This window comes from Roseateles microcysteis (genome assembly GCF_036880965.1).
Lineage (GTDB): Bacteria > Pseudomonadota > Gammaproteobacteria > Burkholderiales > Burkholderiaceae_C > JAUASW01.
This window is the reverse complement of the sequence record NZ_JBAJMV010000003.1, coordinates 236,262-255,471: the sequence shown is the minus strand read 5'-3', so window position 1 is coordinate 255,471 and position 19,210 is coordinate 236,262. Positions and strand designations below refer to the sequence as shown.

Below are 19,210 nucleotides of genomic sequence, written 5' to 3'. Positions count from 1 at the left end.
CGCGCAGGCGCTCGATCGGTGCGGGCTCGCTCCCCCGAGGGGACGACCATGAATGCGGCATCGAGCCGCATTCATGGGCAAGCGGGCCGGCTTGGGGCGGCCCTGCGCTCGGCCCAAATGCCGAAATACCGACCCGGTCAACCGCGAAAGCGGCTGGCCGGGTCGATCTTCTTCAGGCTGTGCTGATCAGCCTGCCGGCTGCGGCCAGTCGATGGCCACGCAGGTGCCGCCCTCGGCGCCCTGGCCGATGTGCAGCACGGCGCCGATGCTGGCCGCCCGGGCGCGCATATTGGCCAGGCCGTGGCCGGCCGGCGTGCCTTCGGGTGCCGCTTGCGGCCCGATGCCGTCGTCAATCAGGCGCAGCTGCACTTCGGCCGCATGGCCGTCGCGGGCGGGCAGCCAACGGGCGCTGACGGTCACCTGCCGGGCCTGCGCATGCTTGAGCACATTCGTGAAGGCCTCCAGCAGGATGCGCTGCAGTTGCAGCACCGCCTGTGGCGCGAGTTCCGCCAGGGGCGGCAGGCTGGCCACGTCCCAGACCACGCGCAGGCCTGCGGCCTGCAAGCGCGGCTGCAGCCGGTAGCGCAGAGTGGCCAGCACGGTGGTCAGGTCGGCATCCATCGGCTGCAGCGAGTCGACGGCCATGCGCATCTCGTCCAGCGCATGGCGCACCTGGGCTTCGAGCTCGCGGCGGTCTCCGCCGCCCTCATGGCTGACCATGTTCAGCAGCCCGACGAGCTGCGAACCGATGCCGTCATGGATCTCGCGCATGATGCGCTGGCGTTCGTTCAGCACCGCCTGCTCCTGCTGCTTGCTGCGCAGCGCCTCAAAGGCCTGGCGCAGATGCTCCTCTCGCTCGGCCACTCGCTCGGCCAGGTGCTCGTTGAGCGCGCGATAGTCGGTCACGGTGTGGCTGTAGCGGGTCACCACGACCCAGGCGAGCACCAGCACGAAGCCGAACAGGGCATGCGGTGTCAGTTGCCGGCTCACCTCGCCCAGCCAGCCGGTGCGCACCAGGAAGAAATCGTGCACGCCCGCGGCCACGGCCAGGGCGCCACTGAGCACCACCAGCCAGGCTATCGCCTGCCGCTCCAGCCAGGCCACGCGCAGCACCATGGCCAGGCAGGCCACGCTCAAGCCCAGCATCAGGCCCAGGGCCAGGGTCCAGAAATGGCGCTGCAGAAGCAGAAAGGACAGGCAGGCCAGCACCGCCATGACCGCCAGCACGAGCATGATGGCGCGCACCATCCAGCGCGGGTTCTTGCCCAGCACCAGCACGATGAAGCGGTTCAAGAGCACGATCTGGCAGCCATAAGCGAGCGCCAGCACGGCGCCCCACAAGGGCCAGGGCACCAGCGCGTCAGGCCAGACCGCATCCAGGGGCCGCAGGACACCGGCCAGGGCCGCCAGGCAGAAGCAGCCGAAGACCGGGTCACGCTGGCGCCACCACAGGCCGGCGGTCAGCCCGCCCATCAGCAGGAAGCTGGCCACATAGGCGGCTGGCAGGACCTGGTCGAACAGCTGCCAGCGCGCCTGCAAAGCCTCCGCCTCGGCGGGCGGACCCAGGCGCAGCGAACCGAGCAGGGCGCCGCGCAGCGCCTGGGCCTGCAGCTCCACGCGCAGCTCGTTGCGGCCTTCGTTCAGGAGCTCCACCGGCAGCATGACCAAGTGGCTCTGCCTGGAAACATCCTGCGAAGGGCGCCTGCCGATGACGGCCAGCCGATGGCCGTTGAGCGTCAGTGCGGCCTGGTTGCCAATCCGGTCGATCAGCAGGGCCAGCGCCTGCCTGCCCTCGGGCAGCTGCAGGCGCAGGAGCGCACGGCCGGCCTGGCCATTGCGCTGCTTGTCCCAGCGCACGGGCAGGGCCATGGCCTGTTCGGCGCTCGCGGTCTCGCCCTCGGCCTGCAGGCTGACGCAGGCGTTGTCGACCCGCCACCAGCCCGCCATGGCGGCATCGCTGCGCGCGCGGCCCGGCTCGCAGGCCGCCGCCTGGCCACAGCTCATCAACAGCCCGGCGAGGAGCAGGGCGGAGCGCGCGGGCCTAGCGAAGAAGCCCATACTGCCTGGCTTCGTACACCGCCTCGCTGCGGTTGTGCACGCCCAGCTTGCCGTAGATATTGCGCACATGGGTCTGCACCGTGGTCACCGAGATGCTCATCTGCTGGGCGATCTCGGCATAGGTGAAGCCGCGGGCAATCAGGTCCAGCACCTCGGTTTCGCGCCGTGACAGCGCCTCCGGCTGCTGACCTTCGCGCTGGGCCGGCGGCGGCTGATCGGCGCGCCAGCGGGCCAGCAGCTGGCGGGCGATGATGGGTGTCATCGGTGAGCCGCCGGCATGCAGGCTCAGCACATGGGTGGCAAGGTCGGCTTCGGTGCCGTCCTTCAGGAGGTAGCCGCGCGCGCCGGCCTCGAAGGCGCGCAGCATATTGGCCTCGTCGCCGAACATGGTGATCACCATCGCCGCGCAGGCAGGCTGCATGCGGCAGCAGCGCTGGATCAGTTCCAGGCCCGACAGGTCGGGCAAGCCCAGGTCGACCAGCAGCACATCCACCGGGTTATCGACGAACCACTGGAGCAGCTCACTCGCCGTGGACGCGCTGAAAACCAGGCGCAGGGAGGGCTCGGCACTGATGACATGGCACAGCCGTTCGCGGGTGCGGCTCTCGTCCTCGACCAGGGCGACAGTGATGGCGGCGGCTTGCATGGCGGCGATATTGGCAGGGCGGGATCGACAATGCCAGCACCGGGCCTTCCTGCAAACTGAGGAGGATCCCCAGTCCTGGCGACGGCAATCCGTGGCGGCTCCTCATTTCGAGGGATACGCCGACTTAGGCAAATTCCTAACACTGTGCGTCCACGACAAGGCGATCACGCCTGCACAGGGAGCTTTCATGCTGAATCTTCTGGATCGTTCGGGCCCGGACGCGGGCCTGCCTGGCGCGGCTTTCATTGAACGGAGGCGCTCGACGGCCAGTCGAGCGACACAGGGCCAGGGGCTCTTCGGCGCGCTGGCCGGCACTGTCCTCGATGAGCTCGACTCCCCGGTGTTGCTGGTGGACGCCGAACTGCGGCTCCAGCATGGCAACCGCATCGCCCGATCGCTGCTGGCCCGGCGCGATCCCTTCCTGATCGAGGCTGGCCAGCTGCAGCTGCGAAGCGAATGCCAGCAGGCCCAGCTGCGCCGGGCGGTCGATGCCGCGGTAGAGCGCGGCCGCCGCAGCCTCATCACTACCCGGGCCGACCGCGGCAATCAGCCAACACTGGCCGTGCTGCCCACCGGCCAGGGAAGCAAGCTGGCCCTGCTGGTGCTGGCCAGGCCGACGCTGTGCCAAAGCCTCACGCTGCAGGCCTACGCCCGCGAGCAGGGGCTGACGGAAGGCGAGCGCGAGGTGCTGGGCGCCCTGTGCGCCGGCTGCTCGCCGGAAGAGATCTCCCAGCAGCGGCAGGTGGCCCTGTCGACGGTGCGCACCCAGATTGGGGCCATCCGGGCCAAGACCGGCGCCCGCGACATTGGCGCCCTGGTGCGCAGCATGGCCATGCTGCCGCCGCTGGTACATGCCTTGGTGGAGGGGCATTGATTCACGCTCTTTGGCGCCTTGCCAACGTGGGGCTTTGAGCCCGGGCCCCGGCTCGGTCACAATCGCCCACCGTGTCAAACCCAGCCCCTGCTGTATCCCTGCTGCGATCCTGGTTGCGCGCGCTGCCCGCCGGCGCTGTGCTGGGCATCGCTTTGCTGCTGCCCGCCCATGCGGGCCCGCAGGCGCCCGGGCAGGCGGCGCAAGCCGCTGCGCAACGCTGGTCGCAACTGACCGAGCTGAGCTTCCGTCATCTGCGCCAGGACGATGGCCTGCCTAACGAGATCGCCACGGCGGTGGCCGAAGACGGCTCGGGCTATCTGTGGATAGGCTCCCTGGGTGGCCTGGCCCGCTGGGACGGATACCGTTTCCGCATCTACCAGACTGACAGCAAGCGCCCCGGTGCGTTGCCCGACAGCTATGTGCAGACGCTGCACGGCGACCGCAAGGGCCGGCTGTGGGTGGGCACCAATGGCGCGGGACTGGCCCGTTATGAGCCGACCACCGACAACTTCGTCAGCTATCCCGCCGGCCCCAATGGCCTGGCGCATGTCAGCGTGCGCGCCATTGCCGAGGATGGCGCCGGCGGCCTCTGGATCGCCAGCGAAGGTGGGCTGGACCACTTGAACCCTGAGAACGGCGCCGTGCGCCGGGTCTTGCCGACCACCGGCGCCGATGCGCCAGGCAGCCGCGTGGCGGCCGTGATGCAGGACAGCAAGGGCGGCCTCTGGGTTGGCACCGAGCGTGGCCTGTTCCACCGCCCAGCGAATGCCAGGCGATTCGTCGCCTTTGCCCTGCCTGCGCAAGGCCGTCAGCCGGAGCCGCAGGCGCTGACCGAAGATGCCGCCGGGCGGCTGTGGATAGGCACGCTGCAGCATGGCGGCTTCGTCATCGACCCCGATGCCAGCCACGCCCAGGCCCTGGACATGGCGCTGCCGGGCCTGCCGCCCCTGCAGGTGCAGCAGGTGGTGACGATCAACGAAGTGCGGCCGGGCGAGGTCTGGCTCGGCACCCTGAGCCATGGCATCGTGGCCATCGACTCGGCCACGCTGCGCGGCCGGGCGATCACGCACAAGCCGGCGCTGCCCGTCAGCCTGGCCGACAACTCGATCCGCGCGCTCTACCGCGACCGTTCGGGCCTGCTGTGGGTGGCAACCAACCGCGGCCTGAGCCGGCACGACCCGAGCCAGCGCGCGGTGCTGACCATGTATGGCGCGCCGACCTGCCCCAACCTGCATTGCAACGAGGTTTCGCTGTCCAACGAGGTCAGCTGGATCCTGCCCACGGCGGATGGTCGCATCTGGCTGGGCACGCACAAGCGCGGCGTCGAGATCATCGACCCCAGCGGTGCCCGCGTCGCCTGGCTCAAGCCCGATGCCACCAAGCCCGAGACCGCGCTGCCGCAAGACATCGTGGTGGCCCTGGAGCAGGCGGCCGATGGCTCGGTCTTCATCGGCACCAAGCGCGGCCTGTACCGCGCCAGTGGCGACGGCAGCCAGGTGCGCCGGGTCACCCTGGCCGGGCGCGATCCGAACGCCTCCACCTGGGCCTTGCTGGCTGATGGCGACACCTTGTGGATCGGTGGCCAGTCCGACGGCCTTTGGGCGCTGGACCTGATGAACGGGCGCGCCCGCGTGGTGCTGCCCGAGCCGGTGCGGCAGCTGAGCGACCAGCGCATCTTCACGCTGGCGCGAGGGCCGGGCGGCAGCCTCTGGATCGGTACCCGCATGGGACTGAACCGCTTCTTTCCCGCCAGTGGCCGAGTGCAGCGCATCGTGCCCGAAGCGGCGCGGCCGGACAGCCTCTCGTCCGGCTTCATCACCTCGCTCTATACCGACCGCCAGCAGCGCCTCTGGGTCGGCACCTATGGCGGCGGCATCAACATCCTCGAGAGCAGCGCCGAGCCGCTGCGCTTCCGCCATGTCGGCAAGGCCCAGGGCATGCCGGACGAGAACATCAACTCGCTGCTGGAAGACCGCAGCGGCCTTGTCTGGGCCAGCACCGACAACGGCCTCGCGCGCATCGACCCCGCCACGCTGAAGGCGCAAGGTCTGCGCCGCGCCGAGGGCGTCGAGTTCCTGACCTACTGGACGGGCTCGGCCGCGCGCACCAATGCCGGCGAGCTGCTGTTTGGCGGTGCAGGCGGCATGTCCATCGTCCGCCCCGAGCAGTTCAAGGCCTGGACCTACAAGCCGCCGGTGGTGCTCACCGCCTTGCGCCTGGGTTCGGAATGGCTGGACCCGCAGCAGCTGGCCACGCTGCCGACCGGTCCGCTCAAGATTGCCGCCGACGCCAACAGCCTGGCGGCCGAAATCGCCGCACTCGACTACTCGGCGCCCGAGCGCAACCGCTACGCCTACAAGCTCGAGGGCCTGGACAAGCAGTGGGTGGAGCTCGACGCCGGCCAGCGCCAGCTCAGCTACAACAACCTGCCGCCGGGTCATTACAAACTGCTGCTGCGCGGCGCCAACCGGGACGGCGCCTGGGCCGAGAAGGAGCTGAACCTGCCGCTGCATGTGCTGCCGGCCTGGCACCAGACCTGGTGGTTCCGCGTGCTCGCCTCACTGCTGGTACTCACCGGCGTGGTGCTGGTCGTGCATCTGCGCACCCGCTGGCTGCGCGAGCGCCAGCAGCAGCTCAAGCACCTGGTGGCCGAACGCACCGCCGAACTGGAAAGGCTTTCGCTGGCCCTGGCCGAGAAGTCGCGCGTGCTGGAGCGCGCCAGCATCAGCGACCCGCTGACCGGCCTGCACAACCGCCGCTTCCTGACCGAACACATCGACACCGCGCTGGCCGCCAGCCTGCGCCGCGTGCGCGAGGCCAAGCTACACGCAAACGAGCCGCCGCCCGACTGCGACACGCTGTTCTTCCTGATCGACGTTGACCATTTCAAGCGCGTGAACGACCAGTACGGCCATGCCGCCGGCGATGCGGTGCTGGTCCAGTTCGGCCGCCGGCTGCAGCAATTGATGCGCGAGTCCGACTATGTGGTGCGCTGGGGTGGTGAGGAATTCCTGGCCGTGGCCCGCGACACCAACCGCAGCCGCGCCGCCGAGCTGGCCGAGCGCATCCGCGGCATCATGGCCGATACGCCCTTCGAGCTCGACGACGGCCGACTGCTGCGCGTCAGCTGCTCGATAGGCTTTGCCTCCATGCCCTTCATCAGCGACAAGCCCAAGGCGCTGGGCTGGCAAGACGCCGTCAAGCTGGCCGACCAGGCCTTGCTGGGCGCCAAGCGCAGCGGCCGCAATGCCTGGGTGGGCCTGCAAGCCACCCCGTCCACGCCGGACTTCCGCCTCGCCGAGCATCTGCAGACGGGCTTGCATGCACTGCTGTGGGCCGGCCAGCTGGAGCTGCTCAGCTCCAAGCCGCCGGTACTCGTCAGCGCGGCGCTCTCGCCCGATGCGGCGCAGCCCACGGGCGATACGCGCTAGCCAGGGCAGGGCCGCCTTGGCGCGGCTCGCTCAGTAGGGCAGCACCTGATCCTGCTCACCGGCCTTGCAGCCCTCGGCCACGGGCTCCCAGCCGCGGTGGATCACGATCTGCTCGCGGTTGTGGCAGAACTCGATGCGCTGCGCCTGCGGCCAGCGTTCGCGCACAAAGCTTTCGATCGAATCGGGCAGGCTCACCTGGTAGCGCTTGGCGGCCAGGTCTTCGGCGGGATGGTCGTCGCTGTGCAGCCAGGGAATGAGCTGCGAGAGCCACATCAGGGCGCGCCAGCCGACATCCACCGCGCGCGGCCTGTAGCCTTGCGCCTCCAGCCATTGCAGGGCTTGCTGCCGAGGTGAGGTTGCGGTTTCGGCTTCAGCCTCGGCTGAGGCGCCCCAGGCGGTGGCCAGCAGCTCCACCAGCCATTGATTGCAGTTCTGGTACTGCAGGCTCCACGCATAGGCATTGGCGCTGTAGCGCTCGCCCAGCAGCGCGCGGGCGCGGGCGTCGTCTAGGCCGGCGCGGGCCAGTGGCTCGGCGGCCTCGGCCGGCAGGAGCACGACGGAGGCATAGCCCAGCGCCGGGTCATGCGTGCCGAGCAGAAAGCCGCTGAGCCCTTCGTCGTACAGCCGGGGCTTCTTCGCTTCGCAGTCGTAGTAGAGCTGGCGCACCGACCAGGGCGCGTTCGTGTTGTCCTTCAGGCTCAGGCCGGCATGCGAGTAGCGCAGGCCGAAGCGGGCCAGGTCCAGGCCGGAGCGGGCCACCAGCGCCAGGGCCTGGCCCGAGCCCTGCAGCTCGGCCTTGATGACGGCGGCGAAGCGGATCAGGCGGTCCTGCTCGCTCGCGCTGGCCTCGGGCGGCTTGCTGCAGAGTTGCAGGCTGCCTGCCTGGCAAGTGAGAGTCGCCGCCGTCAGCAGTGCCGCGGCGGCGAGGGTGCGCAACATCAGACGGGGCGCGCCTTCAGCTCGCGATGCCAGTCATCTTCCAGCACCAGGAAAAATGCTTTCGCTGTGGCGGTATTCGAGAACTCCAGGCCGTAGGGCCGCTGGACCGCCGTGATCTGGGCACCGGCGGTGATGACGCCGGCCTTGTCACCGGTCTGGCGTGGCAGGATCAGCACGAACTCGCCGCCTTGCGGAGCCAGCGCCTGCAGACGCAGGCGCAGATGCGTGGGGCGGTTGGGCGTTTCGGCCACCTCGATGACCTTGTAGTCACCGGCTGCAACCTTGTCGCCGCCGCCGCTGCTGCTGTGGCTGCTGCGTTCGATCGAGTCCGACACGCTGCCCGAGGTCGAGGAGGCGCTGTTGGAGGCCGAGGAGGCAATCGAGGAATCGGCCTGGGCGCTGGCGCTGGCCAGGCAAAGCACCGCGGTGCCCAAGGTGAAGATCAGCGTTCTGGACATGCTTGCCCTTGGTGAAATGCGATTCGGGCGAGGATACCGCGGCGCCTGTCCGCCAGGCCATGAGTCAAAGTTATAGTCAGAGCCGGTGTTCTCACTTGTTGTACCTCGGGGCGCTTCCAACAATGGCCGACCCCATCAGACCCCCGCTAGCGCCATGAAGTTGCTGCAGTTGCTGTTCCGTGTCGCCCTTGGCGCAGCGCTGCTCGCGGGCCTTGCCGTGCAGGCCAAGCCCCTGGTGTTCTGCAGCGATGCCAGCCCGGAGGGTTTTGACCCGGGCCTCTGGGACAGCGCCTCCACCAACACGGTCACCCACCAGATCTTTCAGGGCCTGATCGGCTTCAAGCGAGGCAGCACCGAGCTGGAGCCGGCACTGGCCACGCGCTGGGAGATCGCGCCAGATGCGCGCAGCATTACGTTTGAGCTGCGCCGCGGTGTGCGCTTCCAGACCACGGCCTTCTTCAAGCCGACGCGCGAGTTCAATGCGGACGATGTGCTGTTCACGTTCGGCCGCTTTACCGACCCCGGGCATGCATTCAACAAGGCGTTCCCAGCCAACTTCATCTATCCGTCCAACCTCGGCCTGGCCAAGCTGATCGAGGGCATCGACAAGCTGGATGAGTACCGCATCCGCTTCCGGCTGCGCCAGCCCAATGTCACCTTCCTGGCCAATTTTGCGATGGCCTGGGCCGGCATCCATTCGGCGGAATACGGCGCCAAGCTGCTCCGCGAAGGCCGGGCGCGGCAGATCAATAACCTGCCGGTGGGCACAGGGCCTTTTCGCTTCAAGTCCTATGCCAAGGACGATGTGATCAGGCTGGAGGCCAACCCCGACTACTGGGGCCAGCCCCAGCGCAGCGAGAAGCTGATCTTCGCGATCAGCCGCGAACCCAATGTGCGGGTGCAAAAGCTCCTGGCCGGCGAATGCCATGTGGCGGCCGCGCTGCGCGACGTGGACCTGGCCGCGCTCGACAAGCGGGCCGATGTGGTGACGGTGGCCAAGGCGCCGGCCCTGAACATCTCCTACCTGTCCTTCAACCTGCGCAAGCCGCCGACGGACCAGCGCCTGGTCCGCGAGGCACTGGACATCGCCATCGACCGCGACAGCATCTTCAAGGCCCTGTTCCCGCGCGGCGATGCCTTGCAGGCAGTCAGCGCCTTCCCGCCGGCCATCCCCGGCTACAACAAGGCGCTGAAGAACGAATACAACCCCGCTCGTGCCCGCGAATTGCTTGCGCAGGCCGGCTTTGCCAAGGGCCTGGACATCGAGCTCTGGGCATTGCCCGTGACGCGGCCGACCAATCCCAATGGCCAGCTGATGGCGCAATTGATCCAGCAGGACTGGGCGCGCATCGGCGTGCGCGCCAGCATCAAGACCTATGAATGGGGCGAGTACCTGAAGCGCGCCAACAACGGCGAGCACAGCGTCTACATGAGCGGCTGGGCCGGTGAATCCGGCGATGCGGACGAGTTCCTGACGCCCAATCTGTCCTGCGCGGCCAACACCACCGGCGTGAAGTTCTGCAACCGCGAGTTCGAGGCGCTGATCGACGCGGCCCGCGCCACGCCGGATGCGCAAAAGCGCCGCCAGCTCTATGAGCAGGCGCAGGTGATCTTCAAGCGCGAGCGGCCCTGGATCACCATGGCGCACTCGACCGTCTACATTCCGATGCGACGCGATGTACAGGGCTTTGTGATGTCGCCCAACGGCAGCGTCGATTTCGAAAACGTCTACAGGAACTGAGCAGCAAGCATGCGACTCCGCCATATCGAGGTCTTCCACGCCGTGATGCAGGCCGGCACCATCAGCGGTGCCGCCCAGCTCCTGCACATCTCGCAGCCCGCGGTCACCAAGGTGCTGCAGCATTGCGAACTGCAACTGGGCATGGCCTTGTTCGACCGCGTTCGCGGCAAGCTCTATCCGACGCCGGAGGCCCAGCGCCTCTTTATCGAGATCGACAAGCTCAATCGCGACCTGGTGGCGATACGTCGGCTGGCTGCCAATCTGCGCAGCGGCGAATCCGAGCTGGTGCGCCTGGTGGCCACGCCAACGCTGGGCGCGGCGGTGATACCGGCGGCGATGACGCATTGGGTGCGCGCCTTCCCGGCCAGCCACTGTTCCCTGGCCACCAATCACACCCGGGAAATCGTCTCGGCCCTGCTGCTGGGCGAGGCCGACCTGGCGTTGTCATTGCAGGACCCCCGCCATCCCGGCATCAAGGCCGAGGTGATTGCCAGCGGCCAGATGATGGCCCTGTGCCCGGTCAGCTCGCCGGAGGCGCAAGGTCTGGGCCCCTTGTCGGTGGCCGAGATCCAGACCGAGCTGGTGGGCCTGGCCGGTGACGACCCGCTGGGCAATGTGGTGCACAACGCCGGCGAGGCGCAGGGCGCCCATCTGCACAGCCGCATCACGGTGCAAACCTATCAGCTGGCGCGCACGCTGTGCGAGGCCGGTGTCGGCGTGACCGTGGTGGACCCGTTCACCGCTGCTTCCGCCAACCGTGATCGCGTACGCCTGCGGCCGCTGGCCCCGGCCATCCCGGTGCAGCTCTACCTGCTGACCGCTTCCAATGCACCACTGGCGCAGACCGCGCGCCGACTGGTCAAGTACCTCAGCGAGGCTGCGCAGCAAAGCCTGCACTCGCTCGTAGCATCATGATTCCCTGCGAAGAGATCGCCAGCCACCCGGACTTCCGCGCGCTGGCCAGCCTGCCCGATATCGAGGTGGACCTGCGCTATGCCGGGCCTGACAACTTCGTCGGCCGCAATGTCTATGGCGGTCTCGACTGCGCCTGGCTGCGCCGCGAGGCTGCCGAGGCGCTGATCAATGCTTCCGAATGGCTGGCCCGCCAGCGCCCGGGCTACCGCTTCCTGGTGCTCGACGCGCTGCGGCCGCAGCGGGTGCAGGAGACGCTCTATGCCGAGCTGGCCGGCACGCCGCTGGCCATGTACCTGGCCCATCCCGAGCGCGGCTCCATCCATTCCTTCGGCATGGCGGTGGATTTGACCGTGCTGGACCCGCAAGGCGCCGAGGTTGACATGGGCACCGGCTTTGACGAGATGACCCTGATCTCGCACCCCGACCACGAGGCCGATCACCTGGCCCTGGGCCTGCTCACGGCGGCGCAAGTCACCGAGCGCGGCTGGCTGCGCGCCGCGATGCGGCAGGCGGGCTTCCACGGCATCAGCACCGAGTGGTGGCATTTTGATTTTGGTGACCGCATCGCCGTGCGCCGCGACCTGCCGCGCGTACTTTAGGCGTTAATTCAGACCTTAGGAATTGAATCCATGACCCCGCCCCGTCGCCAGTTTGTCCAGTCTCTCGCTGTCGCCGCTGCCGGCGTTGCGGCTTTGCCTGTTGCCGCCCAAGCTGCTGCTCAACCTGCAGCCCAGCCCGCGCCGCTGCTGGCGCGCCGCCTGCGCCCGGGCGACACCATCGCGCTGGTCAGCCCGGCCAATGCCACCTTCGAGCGCGAGCCCATCGAGCTGGCCACCGAGGCGCTGCAGGCGCTGGGATTCAAGGTCAGGCATGGCGCGAACTTGCGCGCCCGCTACGGCCAGTTCGGCGGCACCGATGCGCAACGCGCCGGCGACATCAACGCGATGTTTGCAGACGACTCGGTGGCCGGCATCATCGCGATGACCGGTGGCTCGGGCTGCAACCGCATCGTCGACAAGCTCGACTACAAGCTGATTGCCGCCAAGCCGAAGTTCTTCGGCGGCTTCTCCGACCTCACCTCGCTGGTCAACGGCATGCAGCGCCAGACCGGCCTCGTCACCTTCCACTGCCCGGTGGCCAGTTCGCAATGGAACGGCTACAGCGTGGCGGCCTTTCGCTCCCTGGTGATGGAAGCCGAGGCAGCGCTGCTGAAAAACCCGCCGCCAGAGCGTAGCGACAACATCATCCCGACCCAGTACCGCACCCGCGCGCTGCGCGGCGGCAAGGCACGAGGCCGTTTGGTGGGCGGCAACCTGGCGGTCCTGAGCTCGCTGATCGGCACGCCCTATGCGCCCGAGTTCCGCGGCGCGATCCTCTTCCTCGAGGAGATCAACGAATACATCTACCGGGTCGATCGCATGCTCTCGACGCTGCGCCTGGCCGGCGCCCTGAACCAGGTGGCCGGCGTGGTGCTGGGTCACTTCACCAAGTGCGAGCCGGGCGACAACAACTATGGCGTGCTGACGCTGGACGAGGTCTTCGACGACTACTTCCTGTCGCTCAATGTGCCGGTCTATCGCGGCGCGCAGTTCGGCCATGTGTCGCGCAAGCTGACGATTCCTGTGGGTGGCGAAGCCGAGATGGATGCCGATGCCGGCACCATCCAACTCCTGCGTCCGGTGGTGCTGTGATGACGATGAAGAAGACATTTCTGGCCCTGGGTCTTGCACTCCTGAACTTCGGTGCGCAAGCACAGCAAAGCGCCAGTGATTTCGCCTGGAGCGTGGGCCCCGAGACCGAGGTGCGCGCCAATCTCGTCTACTCGCTGGCCAGCGGCCAGGAGTTGAAGCTCGACCTCTACCTGCCCTGGCCGCGCAGCAAGGCCGTGCCGCTGCTGGTGCATTTCCATGGCGGCGGCTGGATTGCCGGCGCGAAGGAAGGCTCCACGCTTCACCTGCTGCCCTATCTGGCTCAGGGCTATGCCGTGGCCTCGGTGCAATACCGGCTGGCCAAGGTGGCGCCGGCACCGGCAGCGGTGGAAGACGTGCGTTGCGCGCTGCGTTACCTGGCGATCCGAGCGAACGATCTGAAGCTCGACCCGCAGCGCATCGTCGTGACCGGCGGCTCGGCCGGCGGCCACCTGGCCCTGATGGCCGGCATGCTGCCAGCCGGCAACCGCTTCGACCGCGGCTGCGCAACACCCGAGCAGGACCGCTGGGTCAACGGCAAGGAGCCGGCGGTGAAGGTGGCGGCCATCGTCAACTGGTTCGGCATCACCGATGTCGGCGATCTGCTGCAAGGCGCCAATGCCAAGCACTACGCCATCGAGTGGTTCGGCGCGATGCCCGACGAGCAACGCGCCCGGCTGGCGCGCGAAGTGTCACCGCTGAGCCTGGTGGCACGCGACAACCCGCCCATCATCACCATCCATGGCGATAACGACGGCCTCGTGCCCTACAGCCATGCCCAGCGCCTGCACGAGGCGCTGAACAAGGCCGGGGTGAGCAATCAGCTGCTCACCATGCCCGGTGGCGGTCACGGCGGCTTCGGCCGCGAAGCGCAGCTCAAGGCCGCGGCGGCAATCCAGGCCTTCCTGCAGAAGCAGGGCCTGTAGCGCTGCGGCGCCGGGCCCGGCGCTCAGCGCCGCGCCAGCCAGTCGATCAGCGCATCCAGCACCGGCCGGCCCTTGGCGGCGGCCTTCTCGTCATTGACCATCGCGGCCACGATCCACATGCGGCCCTGGCTGTCCGGCACGAAGCCGGCCAACGCCACGGCATCGCGCAGCGTGCCGGTCTTGAGCCGCGCGCGCTGGGCGGCCGGGCTGTCCTTCAGTCGCCGGGCCATGGTGCCGTCATAGCCGGCAACGGGCAGCGCCTGCTGCAGCTCGGGCAGCCACTTGCCGTCGTTGGCGGCGAGCAGCAGGGCGGCCATCTGCGCCGGACTGATGCGCTCGATTCTTGAAAGACCCGAGCCGTTCTCCAGCACCAGGCCCTCGGTGGCGATGCCATGCTCGGCAAACCAACTGCGCACTGCGCGGTCGGCCGCCGCGAAGGTGGTTTCTTCCGGCGTGGCGGCCTGCGCGCCCACGCTCAGGTAGATGAGGCGGGTCAGCGGGTTGTCCGAGCTTTTCATCATGCCGCGCAGGACTTCGGTCAGCGGCCGGCTGCGATGCGCTGCCAGCACGCGGGCACCAGCCGGCGTTGCGCCTTCGACGTCGCCGGCAGCGATCTCGCCGCCCAATTCGCGCCACAGCTGACGCACTGCGGCGGCCGTGACGGCCTGGCGCTCGTGCACATTCAACTCGGGCTTCTGGCTGCAGTTCTTCGGGAAGGCGCCTTGCAGGATCGCCGTCTTGCCGTCCGCGCTGACGCGCGGAATCTTCCAGCCGTCTTCCCAGTCCTTGCAGGCCTTGTCGTTCAGGCCGAGGGCGCTGGCATCCACGGCGAGGCCCGACCAGCTGGGTCCCACACGCGCCGTGACCCGCTCGCCATCGGCTTGCAGATGGAAGTCCAGCATCGCGCCATTCAGGTACAGCGCGTCCGGGATCACGTTGTACTGGAACTCGGGCTGCTCATCGAAGGGCGGCTGACCCGTGTCGAAGCGGGCCGGCCGGAACAGCGTGCGGTCGACCACCAGGCCGCCCTGGATGACGCGCAGCCCCTGCTCGCGAACCTTGCGCAGCATGGCCTGCAGCTCGCCCCAGTCGAGGTCGGCGTCGGCCGCGCCGCGCAGATAGAGCGGGCCGGCCAGCACATCTCCTTGCACGGCCGCGTCGGCGAGCAGCTCGGTGCGTCCGCGCCAGTTGGGGCCGAGCTTGTCCAGCGCGACGATGGTCGTGACCAGCTTCATGGTCGACGCCGGCGACATGGGCCGCTGCGGCTGCAGGCGCAGGCCGCTGTCGCGTGCATCGAGCGGCAAGGCGACCGCGGCCAGAGCGCTGTCCGGCATGCCGGCCTTGCCGAGGGCTTCGCGCACCGGCGGCGGAATCTCGTTGCTGACGCGAAATGAGGCACAGGCGCTCAGGAGGAGGGCGCTGCCAAGCAGCGCGGTGGAGCGCAGCAAATGGTTCTTCATGCTTGCAATGCCTGGTAGACCTGGTGGGCGATGGCCACATCCTCGAGGCCGATGCCGACGCTCTTGTAGACCACGATGGCGTCGGCGCCAACGCTGCGCGGTGGCTCGGCCAGCAGCGCGCCCAGCTCGACCACGCGCTCAGCAGCGATCACCCCCGGCGCGGCGCGGCAGAACTCACCGGCCTCGCCGGTGGCCGCCGGCTTCCATTCGACGACCAGCAGAGCCGCGCGGGCCAGCAGGGCGTCGTCAAGCTCGCGAGCCGCCGGCTTGCTGGAGCCCACGGCGGCCACCAGGGCGCCCGGTCGTACCAGCGCGCCATCGAACAGCGGCTCGCTGGCGCGTGTGCAGGTGACGATCACATCGGCTTGCGCGGCGGCGCTGGCCGCGTCAACGGCAACGGCGCTGACTTCAAATCGTTCGGCCAGTTCCGCGGCCAGCTCGCCGGCACTACTGCGGGCGCAGACCAGCACCCGCTGGAAGGGCCGCAGCGGCAACAGTGCCTCGGCGTGCGCCCGCGCCTGCGTGCCGGCACCAAAGATGGCCAGCACCTTCGCGTCCGGCCGGGCCAGCGCCTCGACGGCCACGGCCGTGGTGGCCGCAGTGCGCAGCCGGGTCAGCTCGTTGGCCTCGATGCAGGCCAGCGGCAGGCCGGTTTCGCTGCTGAAGAGGTTGATCACGAACTGGAACTGGCCGTTGCGGGTCGAGTAGACCTTGGTACCCAGCACGCCCATCTGCGGCAGCACGGCGCCCATGGCGCTGACCATCAGCGCGGCGCCATCAGGGGAGTTGGCCGCGGCCCGACCGCGCGCGAGCACGGCGCCCTGGCCCTGGCCGAACTGCACAAAGGCCTCGCGCAGCGCGGCACTGGCTGCGGGCAGGGTCAGCACGCTGGCGACCTGTTCTTCGGAAATGACTTGCATGGCAACGCGCCCAATACGGCAAAGCTGGGAATGGCTGCCAATGTAGGGCGTGATGCACCATTGCGGCACGAAATTTGCGCCGCAAGGGCTAGCAGCTTGGGCGCCCTGCATTCCCTGCAGTTATGAGTTGCCGTCAAGCATTCAGTGCACAACGCGCAACAGCTGCGGAGGAGCCCTATGGCGGCGTCCGTGGCGCTCCCCGATCATCGGATGCGAATCGCAACATTCGGCCATGTTCAGCAATACGGACCCGGCCCGGCATCACCAGGAGTAGCAGCATGAAATTGAACAAGCTCGCACGCAGCCTCGCGCTCGTTGGCATCGGCACCCAGCTGATCGGCGCCGCCATGGCGCAAACCACGACCACGACGCAGAAGGTCGAGAAGGTCGAAGTGACCGGCTCCAGCATCAAGCGGGTCAACCAGAACGCCCTGCCGCTGCAGGTGATCACGGCGGACGAAATCCGCAATTCCGGCTCGCAAACCGCCGAAGAACTCTTGAACTCCCTGGGCGAAAACTCGGCCAACGTCGACAACGCCACCTCGCGCAACAGCGTGTTCGGCGCCGACCAGGACCGCCTGACCGGCGGCTCGTCCTTTGCCAACCTGCGCGGCCTGGGCCCCACGGGCACCCTGGTGCTGCTGAACGGCCGCCGCGTCTCGACGCATGGCATGTCGGGCGGTGCGGTCGACCTGAATGCGATCCCCATCGAGGCGGTCGAGCGGGTCGAAGTGCTGAAGGACGGCGCATCGGCCATCTACGGCACGGACGCCATCGGCGGCGTCATCAACTTCATCCTGAAGAAGAATTACCAGGGCGCGGCATTGCGGGTCAACCTGACCAATCCGATGCAGTCGGGCGGTGGCCAGACCAAGCGGGCCTCGATCTCGGGCGGCTATGGTTCGATGGAGAAGGACCGCTTCAACGTGATGGCCAGCCTCACGATGGACCGAAACACCATCCTGCGCGGCATCGACCGGCAGTGGGCCAGCGGCTTCAACCCGGCCTGGGGCCTGAGCCCTGACACCACCAGCGCCCCGCATGCCAACATCATTGCATCGGCCGGCACCGCACTGACCTCCGCCGGCACGACTGTGGGCACGGGCGACGCCACCAAGTACACCAACCTGAACCTGCTGGCCTACCGCAACCAGTGCGACCAGGTGCCGTTCGGCGTGGCTCTTTCCCCCAACATCACGCTGTGGGACAAGTTCGGCTACACCAAGGCCAACGCGCAATTCCGCTGCGCCACCGACTACGGCCGCCAGTTCATGCTGTCGCCGCCGAAGGAGGGCTACAACGCCCTGGCGCGCGCCACCTTCGCCGTGACCGACACCGACACGGCCTTCGTCGAGTTCAATGGCTCCCGCACCGATGTGCGCTCGGAGTTCACGCCCTATCAGTTCAGCACCAGCACCAATGCCATCACCAACTACCCGGTGAACGGCCCCTACTACCTGAACATGAAGGCGTTGATCGGAGCGAATGACTTCGACCCGACCAAGCCGATCGCCTATCGCCTGCGCATGTGGGACTGGGGCTACCGTACGGTCGAGAACCGTTCGGAGAACAAGCGCGCGGCCGCCGGTCTGGACGGTGAGGTCTTCGGCTACGACTACAAGCTGGGCGTCTCCAAGGGTGAGGCCAAGGGCTCGGCCTACCTGTACGACGGCTATGCCTACACGCAAAAGCTGGTCGACCTGCTGGCCAGCGGCAAGTACAACCCCTTCCTGTTGCCGGGCCAGAGCCAGACCCAGGAAGTGATGCAGCTGATCGAGGCCACCAAGGCCCGCGGTCGCATCTTCGGCGGCAAGACCAAGGTGACGCAGTTCGACGGCGGCCTGTCGGGATCGCTGCTGAAGCTGCCTGCCGGCTCCCTGGACTTTGCTGTCGGCTTTGACTACCGCAAGGAGTTCTACGGCTTCTCAGGCTCCGAAGAGGCCTCGATTGCCTGCCGCGATACCTTCTCGGCTGCCAACCTGCTCGTCAAGAATGCCGTGATGGGCTGCGCCAGCAATGCACGCTCGCCGGATCAGGAACGCACGATCAAGGCCGCCTACGCAGAGTTGCTGGTGCCTGTGTTCAAGAACCTGGAACTGCAACTGGCTGTGCGTACCGACAAGTACTCGCAGATCGGCAGCACCACCAACCCCAAGATTGCGTTCAAGTTCACGCCGATGCGTGGCCTGCTGTTCCGTGGTTCGGCCAACACCGGCTTCCGCGCCCCGACGCCGCAGCAGCTGAACCTGGGCATGCTGGAGAACACCCTGACCGGCGTTTTCAACGACCCGGTGCGCTGCCCGACCGATCCGACACAGTGCGCGCGCAGCGGCGTGCTGTACCGCACCGGTGGCAATGCCTTGCTCAAGCCCGAGGAAAGCAAGCAGGCCACCTTCGGCGTGGTGTACGAGCCGATGAGCAATCTGCAGGTCTTCGCCGACTACTGGCAGGTCAAGCTGGATGATCGCATCCGCACGCTCAGCGTGACTCAGATGATCACGAACTACGACCTGTTCAAGGACAACTTCGTTCGTGACCCCGCCACCGGCAATGTCAGCTACATCCAGGCCGGCTGGGTCAATGCTGCCTCCAGCGAAACCAAGGGCCTCGACATGGGGGCTGTGTTCACCAGCTCGCTCGAAGGCGGGCGCCTGACTGCCAAGCTGAACCTGACCAAGATGATCAGCCACAAGGAGCGCCTGATCGACACGGCGCCTCTGGTTCAGTATGTCGGCAAGTGGAGCTCGACCACGCTGTACCTGCCCTGGAAGGGCAGCGCCAGCGTGGCCTACAAGAAGGGCTCGTTCAACACCACGCTGTCGGCTACCTACAAGGACAGCTACGACGACGAGGACATGAGCGCCTACCGCAGCACTGGCGAGACCAAGCGCACCATCGGCAGCTACACCACGTTCAACCTGTTCACGACCTACAGCGGCTTCAAGAACATGACGATCACCGGCGGTATCGTGAACCTGTTCGACAAGCAGCCGCCGTTCACCTGGCACAACGTTGACAGCGTGATCGGCGCAGGCTGGGATCCGCGCGTGGCTGACCCACGCGGCCGCACGCTGTCGGTCTCGGCCAAGTACGAGTTCTTCTAAGCCGACCAGCGCCAGCTGCCCGGAGCGGCTGGCCAAACAGAAAAGCCCCG

Annotated in this window: 14 protein-coding genes; 8 read left to right on the top strand and 6 right to left on the bottom strand. The window is 67.8% G+C overall.

Going from position 1 to position 19,210, the window contains the following annotated elements; genetic code table 11:
* Positions 1-186 precede the first annotated feature (186 nt).
* Positions 187-2,058: a sensor histidine kinase gene (locus tag V3596_RS10140; RefSeq protein WP_334277600.1), complete on the bottom strand. Its 1,872-nt coding sequence runs from the start codon at positions 2,056-2,058 to the stop codon at positions 187-189.
* Complete coding sequence (locus V3596_RS10135) at positions 2,042-2,704, bottom strand: response regulator transcription factor (protein ID WP_334277599.1); 663 nt, start codon at positions 2,702-2,704, stop codon at positions 2,042-2,044. Before V3596_RS10135 ends, V3596_RS10140 begins: the two co-directional genes overlap by 17 nt.
* A gap of 187 nt (positions 2,705-2,891) precedes the next feature.
* On the opposite strand from V3596_RS10135, the gene V3596_RS10130 reads away from it, so the two are divergent.
* Together V3596_RS10130 and V3596_RS10125 are read left to right on the top strand one after the other, a co-directional pair.
* The gene (locus V3596_RS10130; protein WP_334277598.1) at positions 2,892-3,578 is read left to right on the top strand and encodes a helix-turn-helix transcriptional regulator; all 687 of its coding nucleotides are present in this window, start codon (positions 2,892-2,894) and stop codon (positions 3,576-3,578) included.
* Positions 3,579-3,649: 71 nt separating this feature from the next.
* The gene (locus V3596_RS10125; RefSeq protein ID WP_334277597.1) at positions 3,650-7,009 is read left to right on the top strand and encodes a ligand-binding sensor domain-containing diguanylate cyclase; all 3,360 of its coding nucleotides are present in this window, start codon (positions 3,650-3,652) and stop codon (positions 7,007-7,009) included.
* A gap of 30 nt (positions 7,010-7,039) precedes the next feature.
* Here V3596_RS10125 and V3596_RS10120 read toward each other — a convergent pair whose 3' ends face one another.
* Positions 7,040-7,948, bottom strand: coding sequence for a DUF2145 domain-containing protein (locus tag V3596_RS10120; RefSeq protein WP_334277596.1), 909 nt, complete (start codon positions 7,946-7,948; stop codon positions 7,040-7,042).
* Positions 7,948-8,406 (bottom strand): hypothetical protein, encoded by a 459-nt coding sequence (locus tag V3596_RS10115; RefSeq protein ID WP_334277595.1) that lies wholly within the window; start codon positions 8,404-8,406, stop codon positions 7,948-7,950. Before V3596_RS10115 ends, V3596_RS10120 begins: the two co-directional genes overlap by 1 nt.
* Before the next feature lie 154 nt (positions 8,407-8,560).
* On the opposite strand from V3596_RS10115, the gene V3596_RS10110 reads away from it, so the two are divergent.
* The 5 genes from V3596_RS10110 to V3596_RS10090 are packed head-to-tail and all read left to right on the top strand — an operon-like array spanning position 8,561 to position 13,676.
* Positions 8,561-10,147 carry an ABC transporter substrate-binding protein gene (locus V3596_RS10110; protein WP_334277594.1) on the top strand — a complete coding sequence of 529 codons (1,587 nt, stop codon included), beginning with the start codon at positions 8,561-8,563 and terminating at the stop codon, positions 10,145-10,147.
* Between the two features lie 9 nt (positions 10,148-10,156).
* Positions 10,157-11,062: a LysR family transcriptional regulator gene (locus V3596_RS10105; protein WP_334277593.1), complete on the top strand. Its 906-nt coding sequence runs from the start codon at positions 10,157-10,159 to the stop codon at positions 11,060-11,062.
* On the top strand, positions 11,059-11,661 hold the full coding sequence (locus V3596_RS10100; protein ID WP_334277592.1) for a M15 family metallopeptidase: 603 nt from the start codon (positions 11,059-11,061) through the stop codon (positions 11,659-11,661). The genes V3596_RS10105 and V3596_RS10100 overlap by 4 nt, the downstream gene beginning before the upstream one ends.
* 30 nt (positions 11,662-11,691) lie before the next feature.
* The gene (locus tag V3596_RS10095) at positions 11,692-12,753 is read left to right on the top strand and encodes a S66 peptidase family protein (protein WP_334277591.1); all 1,062 of its coding nucleotides are present in this window, start codon (positions 11,692-11,694) and stop codon (positions 12,751-12,753) included.
* 5 nt (positions 12,754-12,758) lie between these two features.
* Positions 12,759-13,676 (top strand): alpha/beta hydrolase, encoded by a 918-nt coding sequence (locus V3596_RS10090; RefSeq protein ID WP_334277590.1) that lies wholly within the window; start codon positions 12,759-12,761, stop codon positions 13,674-13,676.
* A gap of 23 nt (positions 13,677-13,699) precedes the next feature.
* On the opposite strand, the gene dacB is transcribed toward V3596_RS10090, so the two are convergent.
* Both dacB and V3596_RS10080 read right to left on the bottom strand, forming a co-directional pair.
* Positions 13,700-15,136, bottom strand: coding sequence for a D-alanyl-D-alanine carboxypeptidase/D-alanyl-D-alanine endopeptidase (dacB, locus tag V3596_RS10085; protein WP_334277589.1), 1,437 nt, complete (start codon positions 15,134-15,136; stop codon positions 13,700-13,702).
* Positions 15,133-16,056, bottom strand: coding sequence for an ornithine cyclodeaminase family protein (locus V3596_RS10080; protein WP_334277588.1), 924 nt, complete (start codon positions 16,054-16,056; stop codon positions 15,133-15,135). Before V3596_RS10080 ends, dacB begins: the two co-directional genes overlap by 4 nt.
* A gap of 278 nt (positions 16,057-16,334) precedes the next feature.
* Here V3596_RS10080 and V3596_RS10075 point away from each other — a divergent pair, with 278 nt between their 5' ends.
* A complete protein-coding gene (locus V3596_RS10075) occupies positions 16,335-19,160 on the top strand; it encodes a TonB-dependent receptor domain-containing protein (RefSeq protein WP_334277587.1) in 2,826 nt (941 codons plus the stop codon).
* Positions 19,161-19,210 lie beyond the last annotated feature (50 nt).

Excerpts from the sequence above, each read along its gene's own strand:
- V3596_RS10140 (WP_334277600.1), bottom strand. The coding sequence starts at position 2,058 with ATGGGCTTCTTCGCTAGGCCCGCGCGCTCCGCCCTGCTCCTCGCCGGG.
- V3596_RS10135 (WP_334277599.1), bottom strand. The coding sequence starts at position 2,704 with ATGCAAGCCGCCGCCATCACTGTCGCCCTGGTCGAGGACGAGAGCCGC.
- V3596_RS10130 (WP_334277598.1), top strand. The coding sequence starts at position 2,892 with ATGCTGAATCTTCTGGATCGTTCGGGCCCGGACGCGGGCCTGCCTGGC.
- V3596_RS10120 (WP_334277596.1), bottom strand. The coding sequence starts at position 7,948 with ATGTTGCGCACCCTCGCCGCCGCGGCACTGCTGACGGCGGCGACTCTC.
- V3596_RS10115 (WP_334277595.1), bottom strand. The coding sequence starts at position 8,406 with ATGTCCAGAACGCTGATCTTCACCTTGGGCACCGCGGTGCTTTGCCTG.
- V3596_RS10110 (WP_334277594.1), top strand. The coding sequence starts at position 8,561 with ATGAAGTTGCTGCAGTTGCTGTTCCGTGTCGCCCTTGGCGCAGCGCTG.
- V3596_RS10105 (WP_334277593.1), top strand. The coding sequence starts at position 10,157 with ATGCGACTCCGCCATATCGAGGTCTTCCACGCCGTGATGCAGGCCGGC.
- V3596_RS10100 (WP_334277592.1), top strand. The coding sequence starts at position 11,059 with ATGATTCCCTGCGAAGAGATCGCCAGCCACCCGGACTTCCGCGCGCTG.
- V3596_RS10095 (WP_334277591.1), top strand. The coding sequence starts at position 11,692 with ATGACCCCGCCCCGTCGCCAGTTTGTCCAGTCTCTCGCTGTCGCCGCT.
- V3596_RS10090 (WP_334277590.1), top strand. The coding sequence starts at position 12,759 with ATGAAGAAGACATTTCTGGCCCTGGGTCTTGCACTCCTGAACTTCGGT.
- dacB (WP_334277589.1), bottom strand. The coding sequence starts at position 15,136 with ATGAAGAACCATTTGCTGCGCTCCACCGCGCTGCTTGGCAGCGCCCTC.
- V3596_RS10080 (WP_334277588.1), bottom strand. The coding sequence starts at position 16,056 with ATGCAAGTCATTTCCGAAGAACAGGTCGCCAGCGTGCTGACCCTGCCC.
- V3596_RS10075 (WP_334277587.1), top strand. The coding sequence starts at position 16,335 with ATGAAATTGAACAAGCTCGCACGCAGCCTCGCGCTCGTTGGCATCGGC.